We start from the raw sequence: 19,308 nt of genomic DNA, 5'->3' as shown, positions 1-19,308 counted from the left end.
CCCAAGGTTACCACAACACAGGAGCGCATCATGATTCACTGGCAGGATCTTCATCATAGCGAACTTACCGTTCCTCAACTTTATGCGTTACTTAAATTGCGCTGTGCGGTTTTTGTGGTAGAACAGCGCTGTCCTTACCTGGATGTGGATGGCGATGATTTGGTCGGTGACAATCGTCATATTCTGGGGTGGTATCAGGATGAATTGATAGCGTATGCGAGGATTCTGAAAAGCGATAATGAGTCAGACCCGGTTGTCATTGGCCGGGTGATAGTCAGCGACGCCTGGCGAGGGGCGCAAGTGGGCCAACAACTAATGACAAAAACGCTGGAGTCCTGTAGGCAGTATTGGCCGGATAAGCCGCTGTATCTGGGCGCGCAGGCACATCTGCAACATTTTTATGCGCGTTTTGGTTTTATCCCGGTCACCGATGTATATGACGAAGACGGCATTCCGCATCGGGGAATGGCGCGGGAGGTTCATCAGGCATAAACCGAAACCGTTGACTATAGTTAGGGGCAGGTGTTAACACAACGGAGAATGAGAATGTCATATCAATTTGGTGAATCACGCGTTGATGATGATCTGACTTTGCTCAGCGAAACGCTGGAAGAGATTTTACGTTCCTCAGGCGATCCCGCCGATCAAAAATACATTGAACTGAAAGCACGCGCGGAAAAGGCGCTGGAAGAGGTGAAAAACCGCGTAAGCCATGCGTCGGACAGCTATTATTACCGGGCAAAACAGGCCGTTTATAAAGCAGATGACTACGTTCATGAAAAACCCTGGCAGGGTATTGGCGTAGGCGCGGCGGTAGGACTGGTACTTGGATTGCTGCTGGCACGACGCTAAATTTCCGCTGTCTGAACAGAATCGCAACCCTCCCTAAACGAGGTACTGCTTTTTTAGGGCAGTACCCCGTATAATGTGGGGTTTTTAACAGGGAGGGTCCGCGTGCATTCAATTACTACTGCGCTGGAAAATCTGACGCGTCAGCTATCGCAAGAGATACCGGCAGCGCCAGGCATTTGCGTTTTCGATGCGCCTTTCCCTTTAAACGATGCCTTTGATGCATTGAGCTGGCTGGCAAGTCAGTCATCCTTTCCCCAATTTTATTGGCAGCAGCGCAATGGTGACGAAGAGGCTGCCATTCTCGGGGCGGCCACGGTATTTTCATCACTTGATCTGGCGCAACAGTTTTTACGTCAGCATCAACAGCCCGACCTGCGTATTTGGGGGCTAAATGCGTTTGAACCGAAAGAGGGCTATTTATTGTTGCCACGGCTGGAGTGGCGGCGAAATGGGGGGACGGCGGTCTTACGATTACATCTTTATAGCGATATTTCGCTACGTGATGATGCACGTCAGGCGAGAGTGTTTCTTACTTCGTTGGTTGCCATTAAGCCCCTTCCGGCGCTACGCCTCTCTTTAACGGATGAGCGGCACTGGCCGGATAAAGACGGCTGGGTGAAGCTGATTCAACAGGCCACCCATACCATTGCGCAAGAGGCGTTTGATAAAGTCGTGCTGGCAAGGGCCACTGACTTACACTTTTCCCGTCCGGTCAATGCCGGCGCGATGATGGCGTCCAGCCGCCGTTTAAATCTCAACTGTTACCATTTTTTTATGGCCTTTTCCTCTGACTCCGCTTTTCTGGGGTCGTCGCCGGAACGTCTCTGGCGGCGGCGTGAAACCGCGCTGCGCACCGAAGCGCTGGCCGGGACGGTGGCGAACCATCCGGATAACCATAAAGCCTGGCAACTTGGCGAATGGTTAATGAAAGACGATAAAAACCAGCGAGAAAATATGCTGGTTGTTGAGGACATTTGCCAGCGGCTGCAGAATTGTACTCATTCGCTGGATGTGTTGCCGCCACAGGTACTCCGGCTGCGTAAAGTACAGCATTTACGCCGCTGCATCTGGACGGCGCTTAATCAGGCGGACGACACGCTCTGCCTGCATCAGTTACAGCCCACCGCAGCGGTCGCAGGACTCCCTCGAGAACCTGCACGTTGTTTCATAGAACAATATGAACCGTTTGAACGCGAATGGTATGCCGGGTCGGCAGGCTATCTCTCTACGCGGCAAAGTGAGTTTTGCGTGACGCTACGTTCAGCCAAAGTGACGGCGAACGTGGTGCGATTATATGCCGGTGCGGGAATCGTCCGGGGTTCCGATCCAGAACAAGAATGGCAGGAAATAGATAATAAAGCGGCCGGGTTACGGACATTATTGCAGATGGATGCGTAATGAGTCACATATTCCCGACCCATATCAATAATCCATTTTTGCAGCTCTTTATACTTAGTCCCAATGATTGATACCGGACAAACTCATGTCAGTAAGTGCATTTAACCGGCGCTGGGCGGCGGTCATCCTGGAAGCCTTAACCCGTCATGGCGTCAGGCATGTTTGTATCGCCCCTGGTTCCCGTTCTACGCCGCTCACGTTGGCGGCGGCAGAGAATCCAGCTTTTATTCACCATACGCACTTTGATGAGCGTGGGCTTGGACACCTGGCGTTAGGGCTGGCGAAAGTTAGCAAGCAACCAGTTGCCGTTATTGTGACCTCAGGCACCGCCGTGGCGAACCTCTATCCGGCGTTAATTGAGGCGGGGCTAACGGGTGAGAAACTCATTTTACTTACCGCTGATCGTCCGCCGGAGCTGATTGACTGCGGCGCCAACCAGGCGATTCGCCAGGTGGGCATGTTTGCTTCGCACCCCTCCCAAACCTTGTCATTGCCGCGTCCCACGCAGGACATTCCGGCGCGCTGGCTGGTGTCGACCATCGATAATGCGCTCGCCATGCTTCATGCGGGCGCGCTGCACATTAACTGTCCTTTTGCCGAACCGCTATACGGCGATATGGATGATACCGGTCTGGTCTGGCAGCAGCGTCTCGGCGACTGGTGGCAGGATGAAAAACCCTGGCTGCGCGAATCGTGCCGGCTGGAAAGCGACAAACAACGCGACTGGTTTTTCTGGCGGCAAAAACGCGGTGTTGTCGTCGCCGGGCGCATGAGCGCGGAAGAGGGCAAAAAAGTTGCGCTATGGGCGCAGACTTTGGGCTGGCCATTAATTGGCGACGTATTATCGCAAACCGGGCAGCCGCTGCCGTGCGCTGACCTGTGGCTCGGCAACGCTAAAGCGGTGACCGAGCTGCAACAGGCGCAGATTGTTGTCCAGCTTGGTAGTGGTCTGACCGGAAAACGATTATTGCAATGGCAGGCGACCTGCGCGCCGGAAGAATACTGGGTAATCGATAATATCGAAGGCCGTCTCGATCCGGCGCACCATCGTGGACGCAGGCTGGTGGCGAATATCGCCGACTGGCTGGAATGGCATCCGGCGGAAAAACGTCAGCCGTGGTGTGTGGATATTCCACACCTGGCGGAACAGGCATGGAAACGGGTAGTCGCGCAGCGCGACATCTTTGGCGAAGCGCAACTGGCGCACCGTATCCGCGACTATCTGCCGGAACAGGGGCAACTGTTTGTGGGTAACAGCCTGGTGGTACGTCTGATCGACGCGCTGTCGCAGCTTCCGGTCGGGTATCCGGTATACAGCAATCGCGGGGCGAGCGGTATTGATGGCCTGCTCTCAACGGCAGCAGGCGTGCAGCGCGCCAGCGCTAAATCGACGCTGGCCATTGTGGGCGATTTATCCGCGCTGTACGATCTTAACGCGCTGGCGTTACTACGCGAGGTGTCTGCGCCGTTTGTGTTGATTGTGGTCAACAATAACGGCGGGCAGATCTTCTCCCTGCTGCCGACGCCACAAAGCCAGCGTGAACGTTTTTATCTGATGCCGCAGAACGTTCATTTTGACCATGCGGCCGCGATGTTTAATTTGCGCTATCATCGACCGGAAAACTGGGAAGAACTGGAGTCGGCATTGTCTGATGCGTGGCGAACCCCGGTAGCGACGGTGATTGAGCTGGTGGTCAATGATACAGACGGCGCGCAGACGTTACAGCAGTTGCTGGCGCAGGTAAGCCATCTATGATTTTACATGCGCAAAAAATGCAGGGGCAGCCCGGAGCGCCCTGGCTGGTTTTTCTGCACGGTTTTTCTGGCGATTGCCGCGAATGGCAACCAGTGGGCGAACAGTTTCATTCCTGTTCGCGGCTCTATATTGACCTGCCGGGGCATGGTGGGTCTGCGGCAATCCCGGCCAGCGGATTTGCCGATGTTATTACTTTATTACGTACGACCTTGCTTAGTTACAACATACTTAAATTTTGGTTAGTGGGATACTCTCTTGGCGGACGGGTGGCGATGATGGCGGCCTGCCAGGGAATCCCCGGTCTGTGCGGACTGGTGGTCGAAGGTGGGCATCCGGGGTTGCAAAATGAACAGGCGCGTGCCGAAAGACGCCAGGCCGACGGGCATTGGGCAGCGCGTTTTCGTTGTGAACCATTGCGCGAAGTTTTTCACGACTGGTATAAACAGCCGGTTTTCGCCTCGTTGACGGCGCAGGAGCGGCTGGCGTTAACAGCGCTGCGTAGTCAGAATAACGGCGAGACGCTGGCGGCGATGCTGGAAGCGACGTCGCTTGCCGTCCAGCCAGATTTGCGTGAGGCGCTCAACGCGTTGACCTTTCCGTTTTATTATTTATGTGGCGAACGCGACAGCAAATTCCGCGCCCTGGCGCAGGAAATAGCGGCGACTGGCCATATTATTCGTAACGCCGGACACAACGCGCATCGGGAAAATCCCGCTGGCGTGGTAGACAGTCTGGCTCAGATTCTGCGTCTCTGACTAAAGGACACACTATGATCTATCCTGATGAAACAATGCTTTACGCACCGGTAGAATGGAACGATTGTTCGGAAGGTTACACCGACATTTGTTATGAAAAATCCACCGACGGTATTGCGAAAATCACCATTAACCGTCCACAGGTGCGCAATGCATTCCGTCCGTTGACCGTTAAAGAGATGATTCAGGCGCTGGCGGATGCCCGTTACGACGACAACGTGGGCGTTATTATTCTGACCGGCGAAGGCGAGAAAGCGTTTTGTGCGGGCGGAGACCAGAAGGTACGCGGCGATTACGGTGGATATCAGGATGATTCCGGCGTGCATCACCTGAACGTGCTGGACTTCCAGCGTCAGATTCGAACCTGTCCAAAACCGGTTGTCGCGATGGTCGCGGGTTACTCGATCGGCGGCGGTCATGTGCTGCATATGATGTGTGATCTGACCATCGCGGCGGAAAATGCCATCTTCGGCCAGACGGGACCGAAAGTCGGTTCCTTTGACGGCGGCTGGGGCGCCTCTTACATGGCGCGTATTGTCGGGCAGAAAAAAGCACGTGAAATCTGGTTCCTGTGCCGTCAGTACGACGCAAAACAGGCGCTGGATATGGGGCTGGTGAATACAGTGGTACCGCTGGCCGACCTCGAAAAAGAGACGGTTCGCTGGTGCCGTGAAATGCTGCAAAATAGTCCGATGGCGCTGCGTTGCCTGAAAGCCGCGTTGAATGCCGACTGCGATGGCCAGGCGGGGCTGCAGGAGCTGGCGGGCAATGCCACTATGCTGTTCTACATGACGGAAGAAGGACAGGAAGGCCGTAACGCCTTTAACCAGAAACGTCAGCCTGATTTCAGCAAATTCAAACGGAACCCATAATGCGTAGCGCGCAGGTATACCGCTGGCAGATCCCCATGGACGCGGGGGTGGTTCTGCGCGACAGGCGGTTAAAAACCCGCGACGGACTGTACGTCTGTCTGCGTGACGGCGAGCGTGAGGGATGGGGAGAAATCTCTCCGCTACCTGGGTTCAGTCAGGAAACCAGGGAAGAGGCGCAGACAACGCTGCTGGCATGGGTAAGTGACTGGCTTCAGGGAAACGACACGTTACCGGAGATGCCTTCGGTCGCGTTTGGCGCAAGCTGCGCGCTGGCGGAACTGACCGGCGTGTTGCCGGAGGCGGCGGATTACCGCGTTGCGCCGCTGTGTACCGGCGATCCTGACGATTTGGTGCTGCGGCTTGCCGATATGCCCGGCGAGAAAATCGCTAAGGTCAAAGTGGGTCTCTATGAAGCGGTACGTGACGGCATGGTGGTTAATTTGCTGCTGGAGGTGATCCCGGATCTGCATCTGCGTCTGGATGCTAACCGCGCCTGGACGCCGTTGAAAGCGCAGCAGTTTGCCAAATATGTTAATCCAGCGCACCGCTCGCGTATCGCGTTTCTCGAAGAGCCTTGTAAGACCCGCGATGACTCCCGCGCATTTGCCCGTGAAACCGGTATTGCGATTGCCTGGGATGAAAGCCTGCGTGAGCCGGGCTTTGTCTTCGACGCCGAAACGGGCGTCAGCGCCGTGGTGATCAAGCCTACGTTGACCGGCGCGATCGATAAAGTGCGTGAGCAAGTCGCCGCCGCCCATGCGCTGGGCCTGACGGCAGTCATCAGTTCTTCAATTGAGTCGAGCCTCGGCCTGACGCAATTGGCGCGTATTGCCGCCTGGCTGACGCCGGGCACGCTGCCTGGACTGGATACATTGAATCTGATGCAGGTTCAGCAAGTTCGCGCCTGGCCCGGCAACGCGTTACCCTGTCTGATGTGTGATAAGCTGGAACGACTGTTATGACATTGACGGACTGGCCGTGGCGCCACTGGCGTCAGGTTCGCGGCCCTGCGTCCGCACTGCGGCTGAACGATGAGGTGCTAAGCTGGCGAGCGCTCTGTGAACGTATTGATGCGCTGGCTGGCGGGTTTGCCGCGCAGGGGGTACGCGAGGGCGACGGCGTCCTGTTGCGCGCCAGGAATCATCCGCATACCTTGTTGGCATGGCTTGCCCTGATGCAGTGCGGCGCGAGGGTACTGCCCATCAACCCGCAGTTGCCCCAGACTCTGCTGGAGGCGCTGACGCCGAATTTAACGCTGCGTTTTGCGTTGATGCTGGAAGGCGACGATGCGTTTCCTGGGTTAAGCGCGTTGCAGATGCAGAAGCGTACCGGGGCGTATGCCGTGATCTGGCAACCGCAGCGTCTGGTTTCTATGACGCTGACGTCGGGCTCCACTGGATTGCCAAAAGCCGCCGTACATACGTACCAGGCGCATCTTGCCAGCGCGCAGGGCGTGCTTTCGCTAATGCCTTTTGGCCCACAGGATGACTGGCTGCTGTCGCTGCCACTATTCCACGTTTCCGGACAGGGCATTATGTGGCGCTGGCTCTTCGCCGGGGCACGAATGACGGTGCGTGATAAGCAACCTCTGGAGCAGATGCTGGCGGGGTGTACCCATGCTTCTCTGGTACCGACGCAATTGTGGCGGTTGTTGATGAGCCAGTCGGTGGTGACGTTGAAAGCCGTCTTGCTGGGCGGGGCGGTGATTCCGGTTGAGCTAACCGACCAGGCCAGTAGACAGGGGATTCGTTGTTGGTGCGGATATGGACTCACAGAGTTCGCTTCTACAGTATGCGCCAAAGAGGCCGATGGATCGGAGGATGTCGGTGCGCCGCTGCCCGGCAGAGAGGTCAGGATTGTTAATAATGAAGTCTGGCTGCGTGCCGCCAGCATGGCTGAAGGCTACTGGCGTGACGGCAAACTCATTCCGTTAGTTAATCATGAAGGGTGGTTTGCCACGCGCGATCGTGGCGAACTGAACCACGGTAAGCTGACCATAGCAGGGCGCCTGGATAATCTGTTTTTCAGCGGCGGCGAGGGGATACAGCCTGAGGAAGTCGAACGCGTGATTAACGCGCATCCGCTTGTGCAGCAAGCCTTCGTGGTACCGGTGGAAGATAAAGAGTTTGGTCACCGCCCTGTTGCGGTGGTGGAATATGCCCCACAAGCCGGGGAGGTGAACCTTGCCGAATGGGTCAGCGATAAGCTGGCGCGTTTTCAACAGCCGGTGCGCTGGCTGACGTTGCCGTCAGAGCTGAAGACCGGGGGGATAAAAATAGCGCGCCGCGCGCTTCAGCAATGGGTATGTGAAACCTGTAAAAATTAATGTTGGGTTAATATACAACCATTCCATTGCTATTGCCGTTTTGTTTATCCGTTGATGTGTAACGTGCTATGGACATTAAGCATGAAACGGGGGCGCTATGGAATGGTTGGTTAAAAAATCGCATTACGTCAAAAAGATGGCGCGTCATGTCCTGGTGCTTTGCGATAGCGGCGGTTCGCTAAAAATGATCGCCGAGGCAAACTCCATGATATTGCTGAGTCCCGGCGATATCCTGTCGCCTTTAAAAGACGCGCAGTATTGTATCAATCGGAAAAAGCACCAGACGCTAAAAATCCTTGATGCGCGGTGTTATACCTGCGACGAATGGCAGCGGCTAACACGATAGCTATCATGATTTAGCGGGCAAGAAAATCAGCATGACCCCTGCCATAATACACAATACGCCGAGCATCGCTTTGAGGCTGAAAGCGCCTTGCAGGCCGGGTAACAGCATTGAGGCTACCCAGACAAGCACGTAGCTGAGACTCAGTAGCGCGTAGGCTTTACTGAGTGCTAGGGTATGCAACGTCTTATGCCAGCAGAAGACGGAAACGAGATATCCCGTTAAACCGGCGAAGAGCGCCGAGGTTGCGGCATTAGCACCCAACCCGGAAATAAACGCCAACGGATGCGCTATGGCTGGCAACCGCATCATGGCGAACCCCAGGCTCAGTTGGGCGAGAGAAGCAATCGCAACGCTGAGCAGTCCCCATATTATGCCCACTATGCGGCGCTTCCCAGAATGATAATGCCGCTGATAATCAAGGCAACGCCAAACCAGTGGCGGGGCGGAACATGTTCATGCCAGATTTTCCATGCCGCCAGCGTGACCCAGACAAAATTCAGGCTTAACATGGGATAGGCAATACCCACCGGCAAAGTTTGCAACACCAGAAGCCACAGCACCATTGCGACGCCCATGCATACGAGAGCTAATCCCAGCCACAATATCAGGTGGCGACGGCGTATGGCCGCCGCCAGTGGCCGCGTTGCTTGCTTCTGGCAGAGCTGACCGCCAACGCTAAGCAGACTGGCGAACACCAGAGCGATACCGATCATTTAGGCCGATACTGAATCAATACCAGACGCCCCAGATAATCAATATTGTCCGCAGGGGGAATGGCAAGAGTGCTAATGTCTTCATCTTTGTCCGGCGAGAGTACCAGGGTAATAATGCCCTCCTGACGGTGCTGATTGAGCCAGTGCTTAAAATCACCGGCGTTAACGAATTTATTATGGACATCCGGGTAGTTAAGACCATACCTGAGCTCTCCCGCGTGTCCATATAATATAATATCGTCCCGTTTCAGGCTCCAGGCGAGTCCGGCTCCGACGCCGACGCTGTCGGCAAGAATATAGCGGCTTGATGCCAAAGGTGCCCAGGTCATGTCGACAAAAAATTGCGGCTGTTTGGATTCCATGACCCTATCGGGAATGGAAAAGCCGAACAGCAGCGCCAGCCCCAGCGGACAAAGCGCGGGTAATAGATATTTTTGGCTATTAAAGCGGCTATACCAGCCCACAAACGCCCAAACGGTAAAGGCACCCCAGGCACAAAAAACTTTGTACGTTTCAATATGCGTCCAGACTGGCGATTTTAGTGGTCCCCATGAGGAGACCACAAACGTTGCGATGATCCCGATTAAGCCAAACCCCAGATTGAGTCCACCGTTGATACGCAGTGCAGCAACCCCTTGTTTCACGTTATACAGGACGAAACGCGCCATCAGCATCGCTATTGGAGCGAAGCAGGAGAGAATATAGGTGGGCAGTTTCCCCTTCGCGATGCTGAAAAAGAAAATCGGCATAATCGTCCATCCCAGCAAATAGAATGCGCTGTTTCGATCGCGCCAGCCCAGTTTAAGCGCGCCGGGCAATAACCCTAACCAGGGTAAACACCCCACGATAAGTACGGGCAGATAGTACCAGAAAGGGGCTTTATGCTGGGCATCGCTCATGGCGAACCGCTGAATATGTTCCACCCAGAAAAAGTAGTGCCAGAAATCAGCTTCGCGTCGGGCAATGGCAAGTGCCCAGGGAAAAACAACCACCACACAGCTCAATACCGCCAGCCAGCCGTAAAGTAAAAAATCTTTCCAGCGTTTCTGGACAACAACCCACGGCAGTACGCTCACCACCGGTACGGCCAGGGCGATGAAGCCTTTAGTCAGTACGCCCAACCCGCAGGTGACGCCCAGCAGCAAAAACATTCCCATCTTACCCGTGCGGGTCCTGGCCTGTATCCCCTGCCAGAAACAGCACATACCGGCGGTAAGCCAAAGTGCGAGCATCGGATCGAGCACCGCATACGTCCCTATGCTATAAACGGCAAAGAGAGTTAGAAAGATAACGGAGGCAAGCAATGCGGTACGTTTATCCCGCCATAAGCGGAACGTCAGCCACGCCACCAGCACTGCGGTCAGCAATGTCGTTAAGATAGCGCCAGCCCGCACGCCAAAATTAGTGGCGCCAAAAAGCCACTGACCCAGACTGTTTATCCAGTAACCGGCTATCGGCTTTTCAAAATAACGTAATCCCAGAAAGTGTGGAACGATCCAGTCACCAGATGCCAGCATCTCCCGGCTTATTTCAGCATAGCGCGTTTCATCCGGCTGCCAGAGCAGGCGGCTGTTGACAGGAATAATATAGTAGAGCGCGATAAACGCGGCGAAAGCCAGATAATAGCGTATCGATTTCATCATGAGGCGCTCACTGGCTGCTGACACCCCAGCCAGCCTTCCCGGCCCGGGATCTGACCACGTACAATTTGCCCCAACGGCAGGGTATCGGGCGATGCCGGCAACAGGTCGCCCAGAGGACAAAAGGTGACCCCGGCGTCGCGTGCGCGAACGAGCAAATCTTCAAACAGTGGCTGATGAACAATACCTTCTACTTCCGCATGGATGGTGTAGACCGGCGTGCCTTTATCCTGCAACATGCGAGAGATAATCCAGGCATTGAACGCCTGCGCCTGTACGGCGGGGCCGATAACCTCATCCCATGTAGGTAAGGTGACGGGGATTTGCGGCGTCCCTGTCTGGTTCGGCATCAGTACCGGCCGAAATAAGGTAGTCCCACGGCAATCGCTGTTATACCGCAGGTTGAACGGTTCTTTTGCGCGAACAACGCGCCCATCCGCGCGCCAGCCAGCCGCGGCTGAGCAGGTGACAGGTTTTCCGGTGATGGCTTCAAGCGCCGTCATGCCGCGCGCGATATCTTTTTCAAGCTGCTGGATGCACCAGTGGCCGCTATGGGCCTGCCACGCATAGTGATCCCAGGCATGTAGTCCCGTTTCATGGTGTGTTGCTGTTTCGCGAATAATATCGGCATTGGCGTAGCCGATATTTTTTCCGGGCCATGCGGTACCCGCCAGCAAAATATCCCAGCCGTAGAGCGAAGCGGCGTTAGAACGTAGCATTTTCCATAAAAATTGCGGCCTGATCAGACGCCAAAGATGTCGTCCCATATTGTCCGGCCCGACGCTGAAGAAAAAGCTGGCCTGAACGCCGTGGCGGTGTAACGTCGCCAGCAATCGGGGGACGCCCTCACGCGTTCCCCTAAAGGTATCCACGTCAATGCGTAAACCGACTTTCGTCATGATGCGCGATCCGCGATCTCGACGCTGCGCAGAAAGAAATCCAGCGTCTCTTCAACCGTATCGCGCATTGTAATCGACGGCTCCCAGTCCAGACAGCGTCTGGCATTGTTGATATTAGGTTTCCGGTGCGCGACATCCTGATACCCCTTGCCGTAATAGCTACCGCTTTCGACGATCTGGAAACCGGCAAACGGCGGAAAATGACGGCGCAGCGGATGTTTATCAAAACTGTCGAGCAACAGCGTCGCCAGCTCCTGAATACTGGCTTCGTTTTCAGGATTACCGATATTAATGATTTTGCCATCGCACCGATCACCATCATTCACAATAATGCGGAATAATGCTTCGATCCCGTCACGAATATCGGTGAAACAGCGCTTCTGCTGACCGCCGTCGATAAGCTTGATCGGCGTCCCTTCTACCAGATTGAGGATCAATTGCGTAATGGCGCGTGAACTGCCGATACGTGCCGCGTTCAGGCTATCCAGCCGCGGCCCCATCCAGTTAAAGGGACGGAAAAGCGTAAAACGTAGCCCCTCTTTTTCGCCATAGGCCCAAATTACCCGGTCGAGAAGCTGTTTGGAAACAGAGTAAATCCAGCGCGGTTTATTCACCGGTCCGACGATCAGATTCGATTTATCTTCATCAAAAGAGGTGTCCGTACACATGCCGTACACTTCAGAGGTGGATGGAAAAACCACACGTTTATGATATTTCACGCAGTAACGAATAATCCGCAGGTTCTCTTCGAAATCAAGTTCAAAGACGCGCAGCGGGTTACGCGTGTATTCAATCGGGGTGGCAATCGCCACCAGCGGCAGTACGACATCGCATTTTTTGACATGATATTCGATCCATTCCGAGTGGATGCTAATATCGCCCTCCACGAAATGAAAACGCGGATGAAGCAGGAATCTGCCAATCGCGTTACTGCCGATATCCATACCGTAAACCTCGTAATTCTCTTCATTTAACAGCCGTTCGGTCAGATGATTACCGATAAAGCCGTTAACGCCGAGGATGAGAACCCGAATGCGACGTTTAGTGCCAGCTGCTGACGGACGGTTTAAACGCGCGCCCACCACCAGACCCAGCGTTTGCGCGAGCTGCGAACCCTGTACCGTAATGCCATCTCCGGCCTGACCGGTGATAATCTCCAGTGCGCCATCTGCGCAGGCTATCCGTAGCGGAGAGACAGAAATCACCGAACCGGGAAGCGCGCCGGGAGCATCGGGACATATACGGGAGGACCAGATAGTAAATTTCTGTGAGCCGCTATAGCTGAAGGCGCCGGGCCAGGGGGCGGCTACCGCACGCACCAGGTTATGCGCCGTGGAAACCGGTTTATTCCAGTCGATAAGACCATCTTCCGGCCTGCGGCGGCCATAATACGTGGCGTCAGATTCACACTGGGGAACGGAAGATATATCACCGCATTTCATGGCTGGTAAAATGCGATCAAGCATCTGGCGCGCGGCCTGGCACAGCTTATGATGCAGGGTAATCGCCATGTCGTCCTGGGCAATAGCGACGCGCTGGTTGGCGACAATTTCACCGGCGTCGGCACGTTTGACCATACGATGTAGCGTTACGCCCGTTTCGCTTTCGCCGTTGACCAGAACCCAGTTTAGTGGTGCGCGGCCACGATATTTAGGCAATAGCGAACCATGTAGATTGAATGCGCCAGCCGGGGCGAGTTGCAGAATTTCTTCGCTTAACAGATGACGATAATAGAACGAAAAAATAATATCCGGGGCAAGCTCAGCGATACGGTCAACCCAGACAGGATGATTGACATTATCCGGCGCATAAACAGGTATTCCCAGTCCTGCCGCCTGTCGGGAGACGGAGCCAAAAAAAGCGTTTTCCGCTGGGTTGTCGGCGTGGGTGAAAATCGCGGCAATCTCATATCCGGCATCCAGTACGGCCTGCACGCCCTGACATCCCATATCATGATAGGCAAAAATGACGGCTTTCATTGGTGATTTTCCTCAGTGAATGGCGTGTTTTCCGGATAGATAACTTGCTGAATAAAATAGCGGGGGCGGGCGCGGACATCGTTATAGATGCGGCCTATATATTCGCCCAGTAGCCCCATACCAATGAATTGCGCGCCAATAAAAGTAAACAGGACGGCAAAGAGCATAAATACACCTTCCGCCGCCCACTGTGGTCCCAGCGCCAGGCGAAGTACAACGAGCAATACTGACAGGCTAAATCCGCCGATGGCGATGACGCTGCCCAGCAGGCTTAACAAACGCAGAGGCGTAGTGGTCAGGCAGGTTACCAGGTCATACATCAGGTTAATGAGCCGCATAAAACTGTATTTGGAATCACCAAATTCACGTTCGGCATGGTGAACGGGAATCTCGGTAGCGCGACGGGCGAAAATATTGGCCAGAATAGGGATAAAAGTGCTTCGCTCATGGCAGCTCAACATGGCATCAATAATATGACGGCGATAGGCGCGTAACATACAGCCGTAATCGCCCATGGCTTTGCCCGTTGTGCGCTGGATCAGAAGATTAATAATTTTCGACGCCGATTTGCGAAACAGACTGTCCTGTCGATTTTGTCGCACGGTACCCACAACGTCGAACCCTTCATCGGCCTTTGCTACCAGACGTGGGATCTCCTCCGGCGGATTTTGCAGATCGGCATCAAGCGTAATGATAAGATCGCCGTTTACATGACTGAACCCCGCCATGATCGCCGCATGTTGACCATAGTTACGATTGAGTAAGACAGTGATGATATGGCTGCCGGCCTCTTTAGACGCGTTGACCAACAGCTCCGCCGATCTATCACTGCTACCGTCGTCTATCAATATCAGCTCCCACGCTTTTCCCAGATTTTCGCAGGCGGCAGTGGTACGTTTTATCAGCTCCGGTAGGCTTTCCTGTTCGTTATAGACAGGAATTACCACCGAGACTTTTTTTATTGGTGCGGCGTCAAACATGCTTATTGTCCGGCTATCTGATGAAGTGCGGTAATGACCCGTTCAAGGTCACTCCCGGTCATGTCGGGAAAGAGCGGCAGCGAGCAAATTCGTTCGCTGTTCCATTCAGTATTGGGCAGCGTGAGCGTCGTAAAACGTTCGCGATAATATTTTTGCGTATGCGCGGCGCGGAAATGCAGACCCGTGCCAATGCCTTTTGTTTTCAGCGATGCCATCAGAGCATCCCGATTGATGCCGCAGCGTGTTTCATCAACCCGGATAATAAACAGATGCCAGGCATGGATATGTTCCCATGGCGGAAGGCTCAAGGGTTGAAAGGGCAGGGCCGTCATCGCCTGGTGGTACTGGGCTGCAATGGCGGCGCGACGAGCGTTAAGGGCATCCCGTTTTTGTAATTGAGCAAGCGCGATAGCGGCGTTGAGATCGGTCAGATTATATTTGTAGCCCGGCGCCAGAACTTCCGCTTGCGGCGTGCGCCCCCAGCTTTGTCGATCCCAGGCATCCACACCAAGTCCGTGAAACTTGAGACTACGCAGTTTATCCGCCAACTGCGCATTATCTGTGACAACGATGCCGCCTTCGGCGCAGGTAATATTTTTAATGGCGTGGAAGGAAAAAATCGCGGTACCGCGGGCACCTACGTGGCGGCCTTTGTATCCGGTTCCTGTTGCATGCGCCGCATCTTCAATCACCGTAATACCATAACGCTCGCCAAGGGCATAAATAGCGTCCAGATCGGCAGGTGCGCCAGCGTAATGGACGGGGATGATCGCTTTTGTTCGCGGCGTTATAGCGGCTTCAATATGCTCTGGCGTGACCATTAAGGTGTCGCGATCAACATCGACCATGACGGGTTTCGCGCCGAGTAAAACAATCATATTTAGCGTAGAAACCCACGTCATTGACGGTGTAATGACTTCATCGCCTTCGCCAATGCCCAGCGCCATCAACGTAATGTGCATCCCGGCGGTGGCTGAACAGACGGCCACAGCATACTGGTTGCCTGTTAACTGGCAAAATTCCGCTTCCAGTTCCTGATTTTTAGGACCGGTTGTTATCCAACCGGAGTCCAGTACGGTCTTAACTGCAGCGAGTTCTTCCGCGCCCATCGCCGGGCGGGAGAACGGCAAGAAGTCCGACATCATTTTTACCTTCAGCCATTGAAAGCCGCTTTTCAAATATTCGGAGAATAGAAAAGGGCTTATTTTTTAACGCATTTATCTAAACCCTACTGAATGAAGATTAAATTAACATTAAGAAATTAAGATGAAGTAAAAATATACTCTTTAATGGAATTATGCTTTGCTTTCACCAAAAGTTTAAGGCATTTTATGCACGCCCGGAACCTCTTTTTATGTTTCGGGTTTACGTTTTTGCTTGTGGAATTTCATTTAATCGTACTGCTATTAAGGTAGTTACGCTGTTCGCCTGAGGCCTGAGAGGTTAATGTGCTGGCATTTACCCTACGTTTTATAAAAAACAAACGCTACTTTGCGATCCTTGCAGGAGCGTTGGTTATTCTCGCCGGGTTAACCTCACAACATGCCTGGAGCGGTAATGGTCTGCCACAGATTAATGGTAAAACACTGGCAATGCTGGCGAAGCAGCATCAGGTGGTGGTGTTATTCCGCCATGCCGAGCGTTGTGATCGTTCCGATAATACCTGCCTGTCAGACAGTACGGGGATTACAGTTAATGGCGCGCAGGATGCCAGAGCGCTTGGTAAAGTCTTTAGCGCGGATATACAAAATTATAATCTCTATTCCAGTAATACAGTACGTACCATCCAGTCGGCGACCTGGTTTTCCGCAGGCAGACCGCTTACGGTAGATAAAAAAATGATGGATTGTGGCAGCGGTATTTATGCTTCAATCAATACGTTATTGAAAAGCTCGCCGAATAAAAATATCGTTATTTTTACCCATAATCATTGTTTGACTTATATTGCAGAAAATAAACGCGGCGTAAAGTTTGAACCGGACTACCTGAATGCACTTGTGATGCATGTGGAAAACGGGAAACTCTTTTTAGATGGCGAATTCGTTCCGGAACTGCGGGGTTAATAAAGCACAGAGACAGCCTTATTCGGCTGTCGTAGCATTATAATAGTCCTTTCAACGCGAAGGTGTGGCGTGTCGCTACGTTTAAATCATACAGGGCAAGTTCTTCTGGCTTAACCCAGGCATAGTCCTGAAACTCATCGTTAAGTCGGATATCGCGATTGGCGGAGAGACAATCGAAGATCAGATAAATCATATAAATCTCTTCCTGGCTGCCGTCAGCATAGGTTTTAATACGAATATCATCGCGGAAGGTCCACGGTGTGATATCGTCTAAAATCAGTTGTTCGCCAAGTTCTTCCCGAATTTCGCGCCGCAAAGCCTCTTCAATACGCTCGCCGGGTTCAACACCGCCGCCCGCTAGCGCCCACTGACCGGGAAAGACACCGCGGTTGTCGGCCATTTTGCACAGCAGGTAACAGCCATCATTTTGAATTAATGGGCAAACTATGGTTCGTTGACGCATAAGTCGGTTCCTTAAAGAAATAAATTATAAGCTTAACAAATCGCGCTGCGAAATTCTTTGCCAGAAATGGGAGCGAAAACGCAGAGCGTGATTGTGGCGAGTCTTTTCTTCACAAGAGGTGTTATGCGATCGCGTAACGAGGCGCCTGACGTAAGTAGTATTTAGTTACAATATGTTTTTGTAATGGTTTTTTAGTACATTGATTCCTCAGCGTCTGGCAGTACAATTCTGCAGTTTTGGGGCGTTTTTCTTTATGTGCTTGCTGGAAAGGGTAAAAATGAAAAAAAGTATAGTATTAGGTTTTGCCGGAATGCTGTTTGTTTCTGCATCGGCGCACGCGATAAGTATTAGCGGCCAGGCGGGCGAAGATTACACCAATATTGGCGTGGGTTTTGGTACCGAATCTACCGGACTGGCGCTAAGCGGCAACTGGATGCATAACGATGATGATGGCGATGCCGCGGGCGTCGGCCTGGGGCTGAACATTCCGGTGGGACCGCTGCTGGCGACTGTCGGCGGTAAAGGTATTTATACCAACCCGAAAGACGGCGATGAAGGCTATGCGGCGGCTGTCGGCGGTGGGTTACAATGGAAAATCGGCAACAGCTTCCGTCTGTTCGGCGAGTATTATTATTCACCTGATTCGCTGTCCAGCGGTATCGATAGTTATGAAGAAGCTAATGCAGGCGCGCGTTTCACCATTATGCGTCCGCTGAGCATTGAAGCCGGTTATCGCTACCTTAACCTGGCGGGTAAAGACGGTAACCGTGATAATGCGATTGCTGATGGCCCTTACGTTGGCGTAAGCGCCAGCTTCTGATGATAAATGGCGCGACAATCGTCGCGTCATATTCCTCTCTTTGTTTTATTCTTCTTTCTACGTCATATCCGGCTTTGCGTTATAGTGTTTTCATCATAAGAGCAGGAGAACACGATGCTAAATGTGGAAATGCTGTCCACCGGGGATGAGGTATTACATGGACAAATCGTCGATACCAATGCCGCCTGGCTGGCTGATTTTTTCTTTAATCAGGGCGTTCCGTTATCGCGGCGAAATACAGTAGGCGATAACCTGAACGATCTGGTCGCAATCTTGCGTGAACGTAGCCAACATGCTGATGTTTTGATTGTTAATGGTGGATTAGGGCCGACAAGCGATGATTTAAGCGCGCTCGCTGCTGCAACGGCAAAAGGCGAAGGATTGATACTTCACGACGCGTGGCTGACCGAAATGGAACGTTACTTTCAGGAACGCGGTCGCGTGATGGCCCCGAGCAATCGTAAACAGGCTGAACTGCCCGCCAGCGCAGAGTTTATCCATAATCCGGTTGGCACCGCCTGCGGTTTTGCCGTGCAGCTAAACCGCTGCCTGATATTTTTTACTCCAGGCGTGCCGTCTGAATTTAAGGTGATGGTCGAGCATGAAATTTTGCCGCGGCTGCGCGCGCGTTTTTCGCTGCCGCAGCCGCCGCTGTGTCTACGTTTAACCACTTTCGGACGTTCAGAAAGCGATCTGGCACAGGCCCTGGACTCGCTGTCATTGCCGCCAGGCGTGACGATGGGATATCGCTCATCAATGCCGATCATTGAGTTGAAGTTGACCGGTCCAGCCACGCAGCGGGAGGCTATGCTGGCGTTGTGGCCAGAGATCAGGCGGGTGGCCGGGCAGAATATGATTTTTGAAGGTACGGAAGACTTGCCGGCGCAAATCACCCGTTGCCTGCAGGAAAGGCAACTGAGCGTGACGTTGAGTGAACAGTACACCAGTGGCTTACTGGCACTGCAACTTTCTCGCGCCGGAGCACCTGTTCTTGCCAGCGAAGTGGTTCCCTCTCAGGAGGAGACGCTGGCGCAAACGGCACACTGGACAACAGAACGGCGCAGCAATCATTATGCCGGCCTGGCGCTGGCCGTGTCGGGGCTGGAAAATGAACATCTTAATTTCGCGCTGGCGACGCCGGATGGCACGTATGCTTTACGTGTGCGTTTTAGCGCCAACCGCTACAGTCTGGCAATACGTCAGGAGGTCTGCGCGATGATGGCGCTAAATATGCTGCGCCGCTGGCTTAATGGCGAGGATATTGTCAGCGAACACGGCTGGATAGACGTGGTCGAGTCCCTGACGGCATAGTGATATTTCGCTTATTGGCGGTAGAAAATACACACTGGGCCGGACAGGTGATGTGAACGGCTCTCTCAGATGTCAGATTGTGTCTAACATTTGGATCTCAGTTCACTTCGCTTATCCGGCCTGCGTGCTGGCGCT

20 protein-coding genes are annotated in these 19,308 nt (G+C 53.5%); 12 read left to right on the top strand and 8 right to left on the bottom strand.

What is annotated here, in order from left to right; translation table 11 throughout:
* Positions 1–30 precede the first annotated feature (30 nt).
* The 9 genes from SBG_RS10785 to pmrD all read left to right on the top strand — a co-directional run bounded on the left by SBG_RS10785 (position 31) and on the right by pmrD (position 8,305).
* The gene (locus tag SBG_RS10785; RefSeq protein ID WP_000582215.1) at positions 31–492 is read left to right on the top strand and encodes a GNAT family N-acetyltransferase; all 462 of its coding nucleotides are present in this window, start codon (positions 31–33) and stop codon (positions 490–492) included.
* Between the two features lie 54 nt (positions 493–546).
* Complete coding sequence (gene elaB, locus SBG_RS10780) at positions 547–852, top strand: stress response protein ElaB (RefSeq protein ID WP_020844804.1); 306 nt, start codon at positions 547–549, stop codon at positions 850–852.
* Between the two features lie 102 nt (positions 853–954).
* The gene (menF, locus tag SBG_RS10775) at positions 955–2,250 is read left to right on the top strand and encodes an isochorismate synthase MenF (RefSeq protein ID WP_000555665.1); all 1,296 of its coding nucleotides are present in this window, start codon (positions 955–957) and stop codon (positions 2,248–2,250) included.
* Positions 2,251–2,335: 85 nt separating this feature from the next.
* Complete coding sequence (menD, locus tag SBG_RS10770) at positions 2,336–4,006, top strand: 2-succinyl-5-enolpyruvyl-6-hydroxy-3-cyclohexene-1-carboxylic-acid synthase (RefSeq protein ID WP_000116378.1); 1,671 nt, start codon at positions 2,336–2,338, stop codon at positions 4,004–4,006.
* Positions 4,003–4,761, top strand: coding sequence for a 2-succinyl-6-hydroxy-2,4-cyclohexadiene-1-carboxylate synthase (gene menH / locus SBG_RS10765; protein ID WP_000600550.1), 759 nt, complete (start codon positions 4,003–4,005; stop codon positions 4,759–4,761). The genes menD and menH overlap by 4 nt, the downstream gene beginning before the upstream one ends.
* Positions 4,762–4,775: 14 nt before the next feature.
* Entirely contained in the window at positions 4,776–5,633 is an 858-nt protein-coding gene (gene menB, locus SBG_RS10760; RefSeq protein WP_000640015.1) for a 1,4-dihydroxy-2-naphthoyl-CoA synthase, read from the top strand.
* Positions 5,633–6,595: an o-succinylbenzoate synthase gene (gene menC, locus SBG_RS10755; protein WP_001255549.1), complete on the top strand. Its 963-nt coding sequence runs from the start codon at positions 5,633–5,635 to the stop codon at positions 6,593–6,595. The genes menB and menC overlap by 1 nt, the downstream gene beginning before the upstream one ends.
* Entirely contained in the window at positions 6,592–7,959 is a 1,368-nt protein-coding gene (gene menE / locus SBG_RS10750; protein WP_000176299.1) for an o-succinylbenzoate--CoA ligase, read from the top strand. The genes menC and menE overlap by 4 nt, the downstream gene beginning before the upstream one ends.
* A 97-nt stretch (positions 7,960–8,056) precedes the next feature.
* On the top strand, positions 8,057–8,305 hold the full coding sequence (pmrD, locus tag SBG_RS10745) for a signal transduction protein PmrD (protein ID WP_000455129.1): 249 nt from the start codon (positions 8,057–8,059) through the stop codon (positions 8,303–8,305).
* A gap of 3 nt (positions 8,306–8,308) precedes the next feature.
* On the opposite strand, the gene arnF is transcribed toward pmrD, so the two are convergent.
* The 7 genes from arnF to arnB are packed head-to-tail and all read right to left on the bottom strand — an operon-like array spanning position 8,309 to position 15,658.
* Complete coding sequence (gene arnF, locus SBG_RS10740) at positions 8,309–8,683, bottom strand: 4-amino-4-deoxy-L-arabinose-phosphoundecaprenol flippase subunit ArnF (protein WP_000511437.1); 375 nt, start codon at positions 8,681–8,683, stop codon at positions 8,309–8,311.
* A complete protein-coding gene (gene arnE, locus SBG_RS10735; protein ID WP_000579107.1) occupies positions 8,683–9,018 on the bottom strand; it encodes a 4-amino-4-deoxy-L-arabinose-phosphoundecaprenol flippase subunit ArnE in 336 nt (111 codons plus the stop codon). The genes arnF and arnE overlap by 1 nt, the downstream gene beginning before the upstream one ends.
* Entirely contained in the window at positions 9,015–10,661 is a 1,647-nt protein-coding gene (gene arnT / locus SBG_RS10730) for a lipid IV(A) 4-amino-4-deoxy-L-arabinosyltransferase (RefSeq protein WP_000978033.1), read from the bottom strand. Before arnT ends, arnE begins: the two co-directional genes overlap by 4 nt.
* On the bottom strand, positions 10,658–11,557 hold the full coding sequence (gene arnD / locus SBG_RS10725) for a 4-deoxy-4-formamido-L-arabinose-phosphoundecaprenol deformylase (RefSeq protein ID WP_000169702.1): 900 nt from the start codon (positions 11,555–11,557) through the stop codon (positions 10,658–10,660). The genes arnT and arnD overlap by 4 nt, the downstream gene beginning before the upstream one ends.
* Positions 11,554–13,536 carry a bifunctional UDP-4-amino-4-deoxy-L-arabinose formyltransferase/UDP-glucuronic acid oxidase ArnA gene (arnA, locus tag SBG_RS10720; RefSeq protein WP_000648756.1) on the bottom strand — a complete coding sequence of 661 codons (1,983 nt, stop codon included), beginning with the start codon at positions 13,534–13,536 and terminating at the stop codon, positions 11,554–11,556. Before arnA ends, arnD begins: the two co-directional genes overlap by 4 nt.
* On the bottom strand, positions 13,533–14,516 hold the full coding sequence (arnC, locus tag SBG_RS10715; protein WP_000458884.1) for an undecaprenyl-phosphate 4-deoxy-4-formamido-L-arabinose transferase: 984 nt from the start codon (positions 14,514–14,516) through the stop codon (positions 13,533–13,535). The genes arnA and arnC overlap by 4 nt, the downstream gene beginning before the upstream one ends.
* Positions 14,517–14,518: 2 nt before the next feature.
* On the bottom strand, positions 14,519–15,658 hold the full coding sequence (gene arnB / locus SBG_RS10710) for a UDP-4-amino-4-deoxy-L-arabinose aminotransferase (RefSeq protein WP_001279298.1): 1,140 nt from the start codon (positions 15,656–15,658) through the stop codon (positions 14,519–14,521).
* Between the two features lie 306 nt (positions 15,659–15,964).
* On the opposite strand from arnB, the gene pmrG reads away from it, so the two are divergent.
* Positions 15,965–16,579 carry a lipopolysaccharide core heptose(II)-phosphate phosphatase PmrG gene (gene pmrG, locus SBG_RS10705; RefSeq protein ID WP_000879251.1) on the top strand — a complete coding sequence of 205 codons (615 nt, stop codon included), beginning with the start codon at positions 15,965–15,967 and terminating at the stop codon, positions 16,577–16,579.
* 37 nt (positions 16,580–16,616) lie between these two features.
* Here the strand turns inward: pmrG and nudI are convergent, their stop codons facing one another.
* Positions 16,617–17,042 carry a nucleoside triphosphatase NudI gene (gene nudI, locus SBG_RS10700; protein WP_001249894.1) on the bottom strand — a complete coding sequence of 142 codons (426 nt, stop codon included), beginning with the start codon at positions 17,040–17,042 and terminating at the stop codon, positions 16,617–16,619.
* Positions 17,043–17,319: 277 nt separating this feature from the next.
* Between nudI and SBG_RS10695 the strand changes: the two genes are divergently transcribed.
* Together SBG_RS10695 and SBG_RS10690 are read left to right on the top strand one after the other, a co-directional pair.
* Positions 17,320–17,862, top strand: coding sequence for a YfaZ family protein (locus SBG_RS10695; protein WP_000748512.1), 543 nt, complete (start codon positions 17,320–17,322; stop codon positions 17,860–17,862).
* A gap of 114 nt (positions 17,863–17,976) precedes the next feature.
* A complete protein-coding gene (locus SBG_RS10690) occupies positions 17,977–19,173 on the top strand; it encodes a nicotinamide mononucleotide deamidase-related protein YfaY (RefSeq protein ID WP_000935698.1) in 1,197 nt (398 codons plus the stop codon).
* Positions 19,174–19,308 lie beyond the last annotated feature (135 nt).

Origin of the sequence: Salmonella bongori NCTC 12419, assembly GCF_000252995.1 — a bacterium.
In the GTDB taxonomy this organism is placed as follows: Bacteria; Pseudomonadota; Gammaproteobacteria; order Enterobacterales; family Enterobacteriaceae; genus Salmonella; species Salmonella bongori.
The sequence above is the reverse complement of the archived record's forward strand: the minus strand, read 5'-3'. Positions and strand labels throughout refer to the sequence as shown.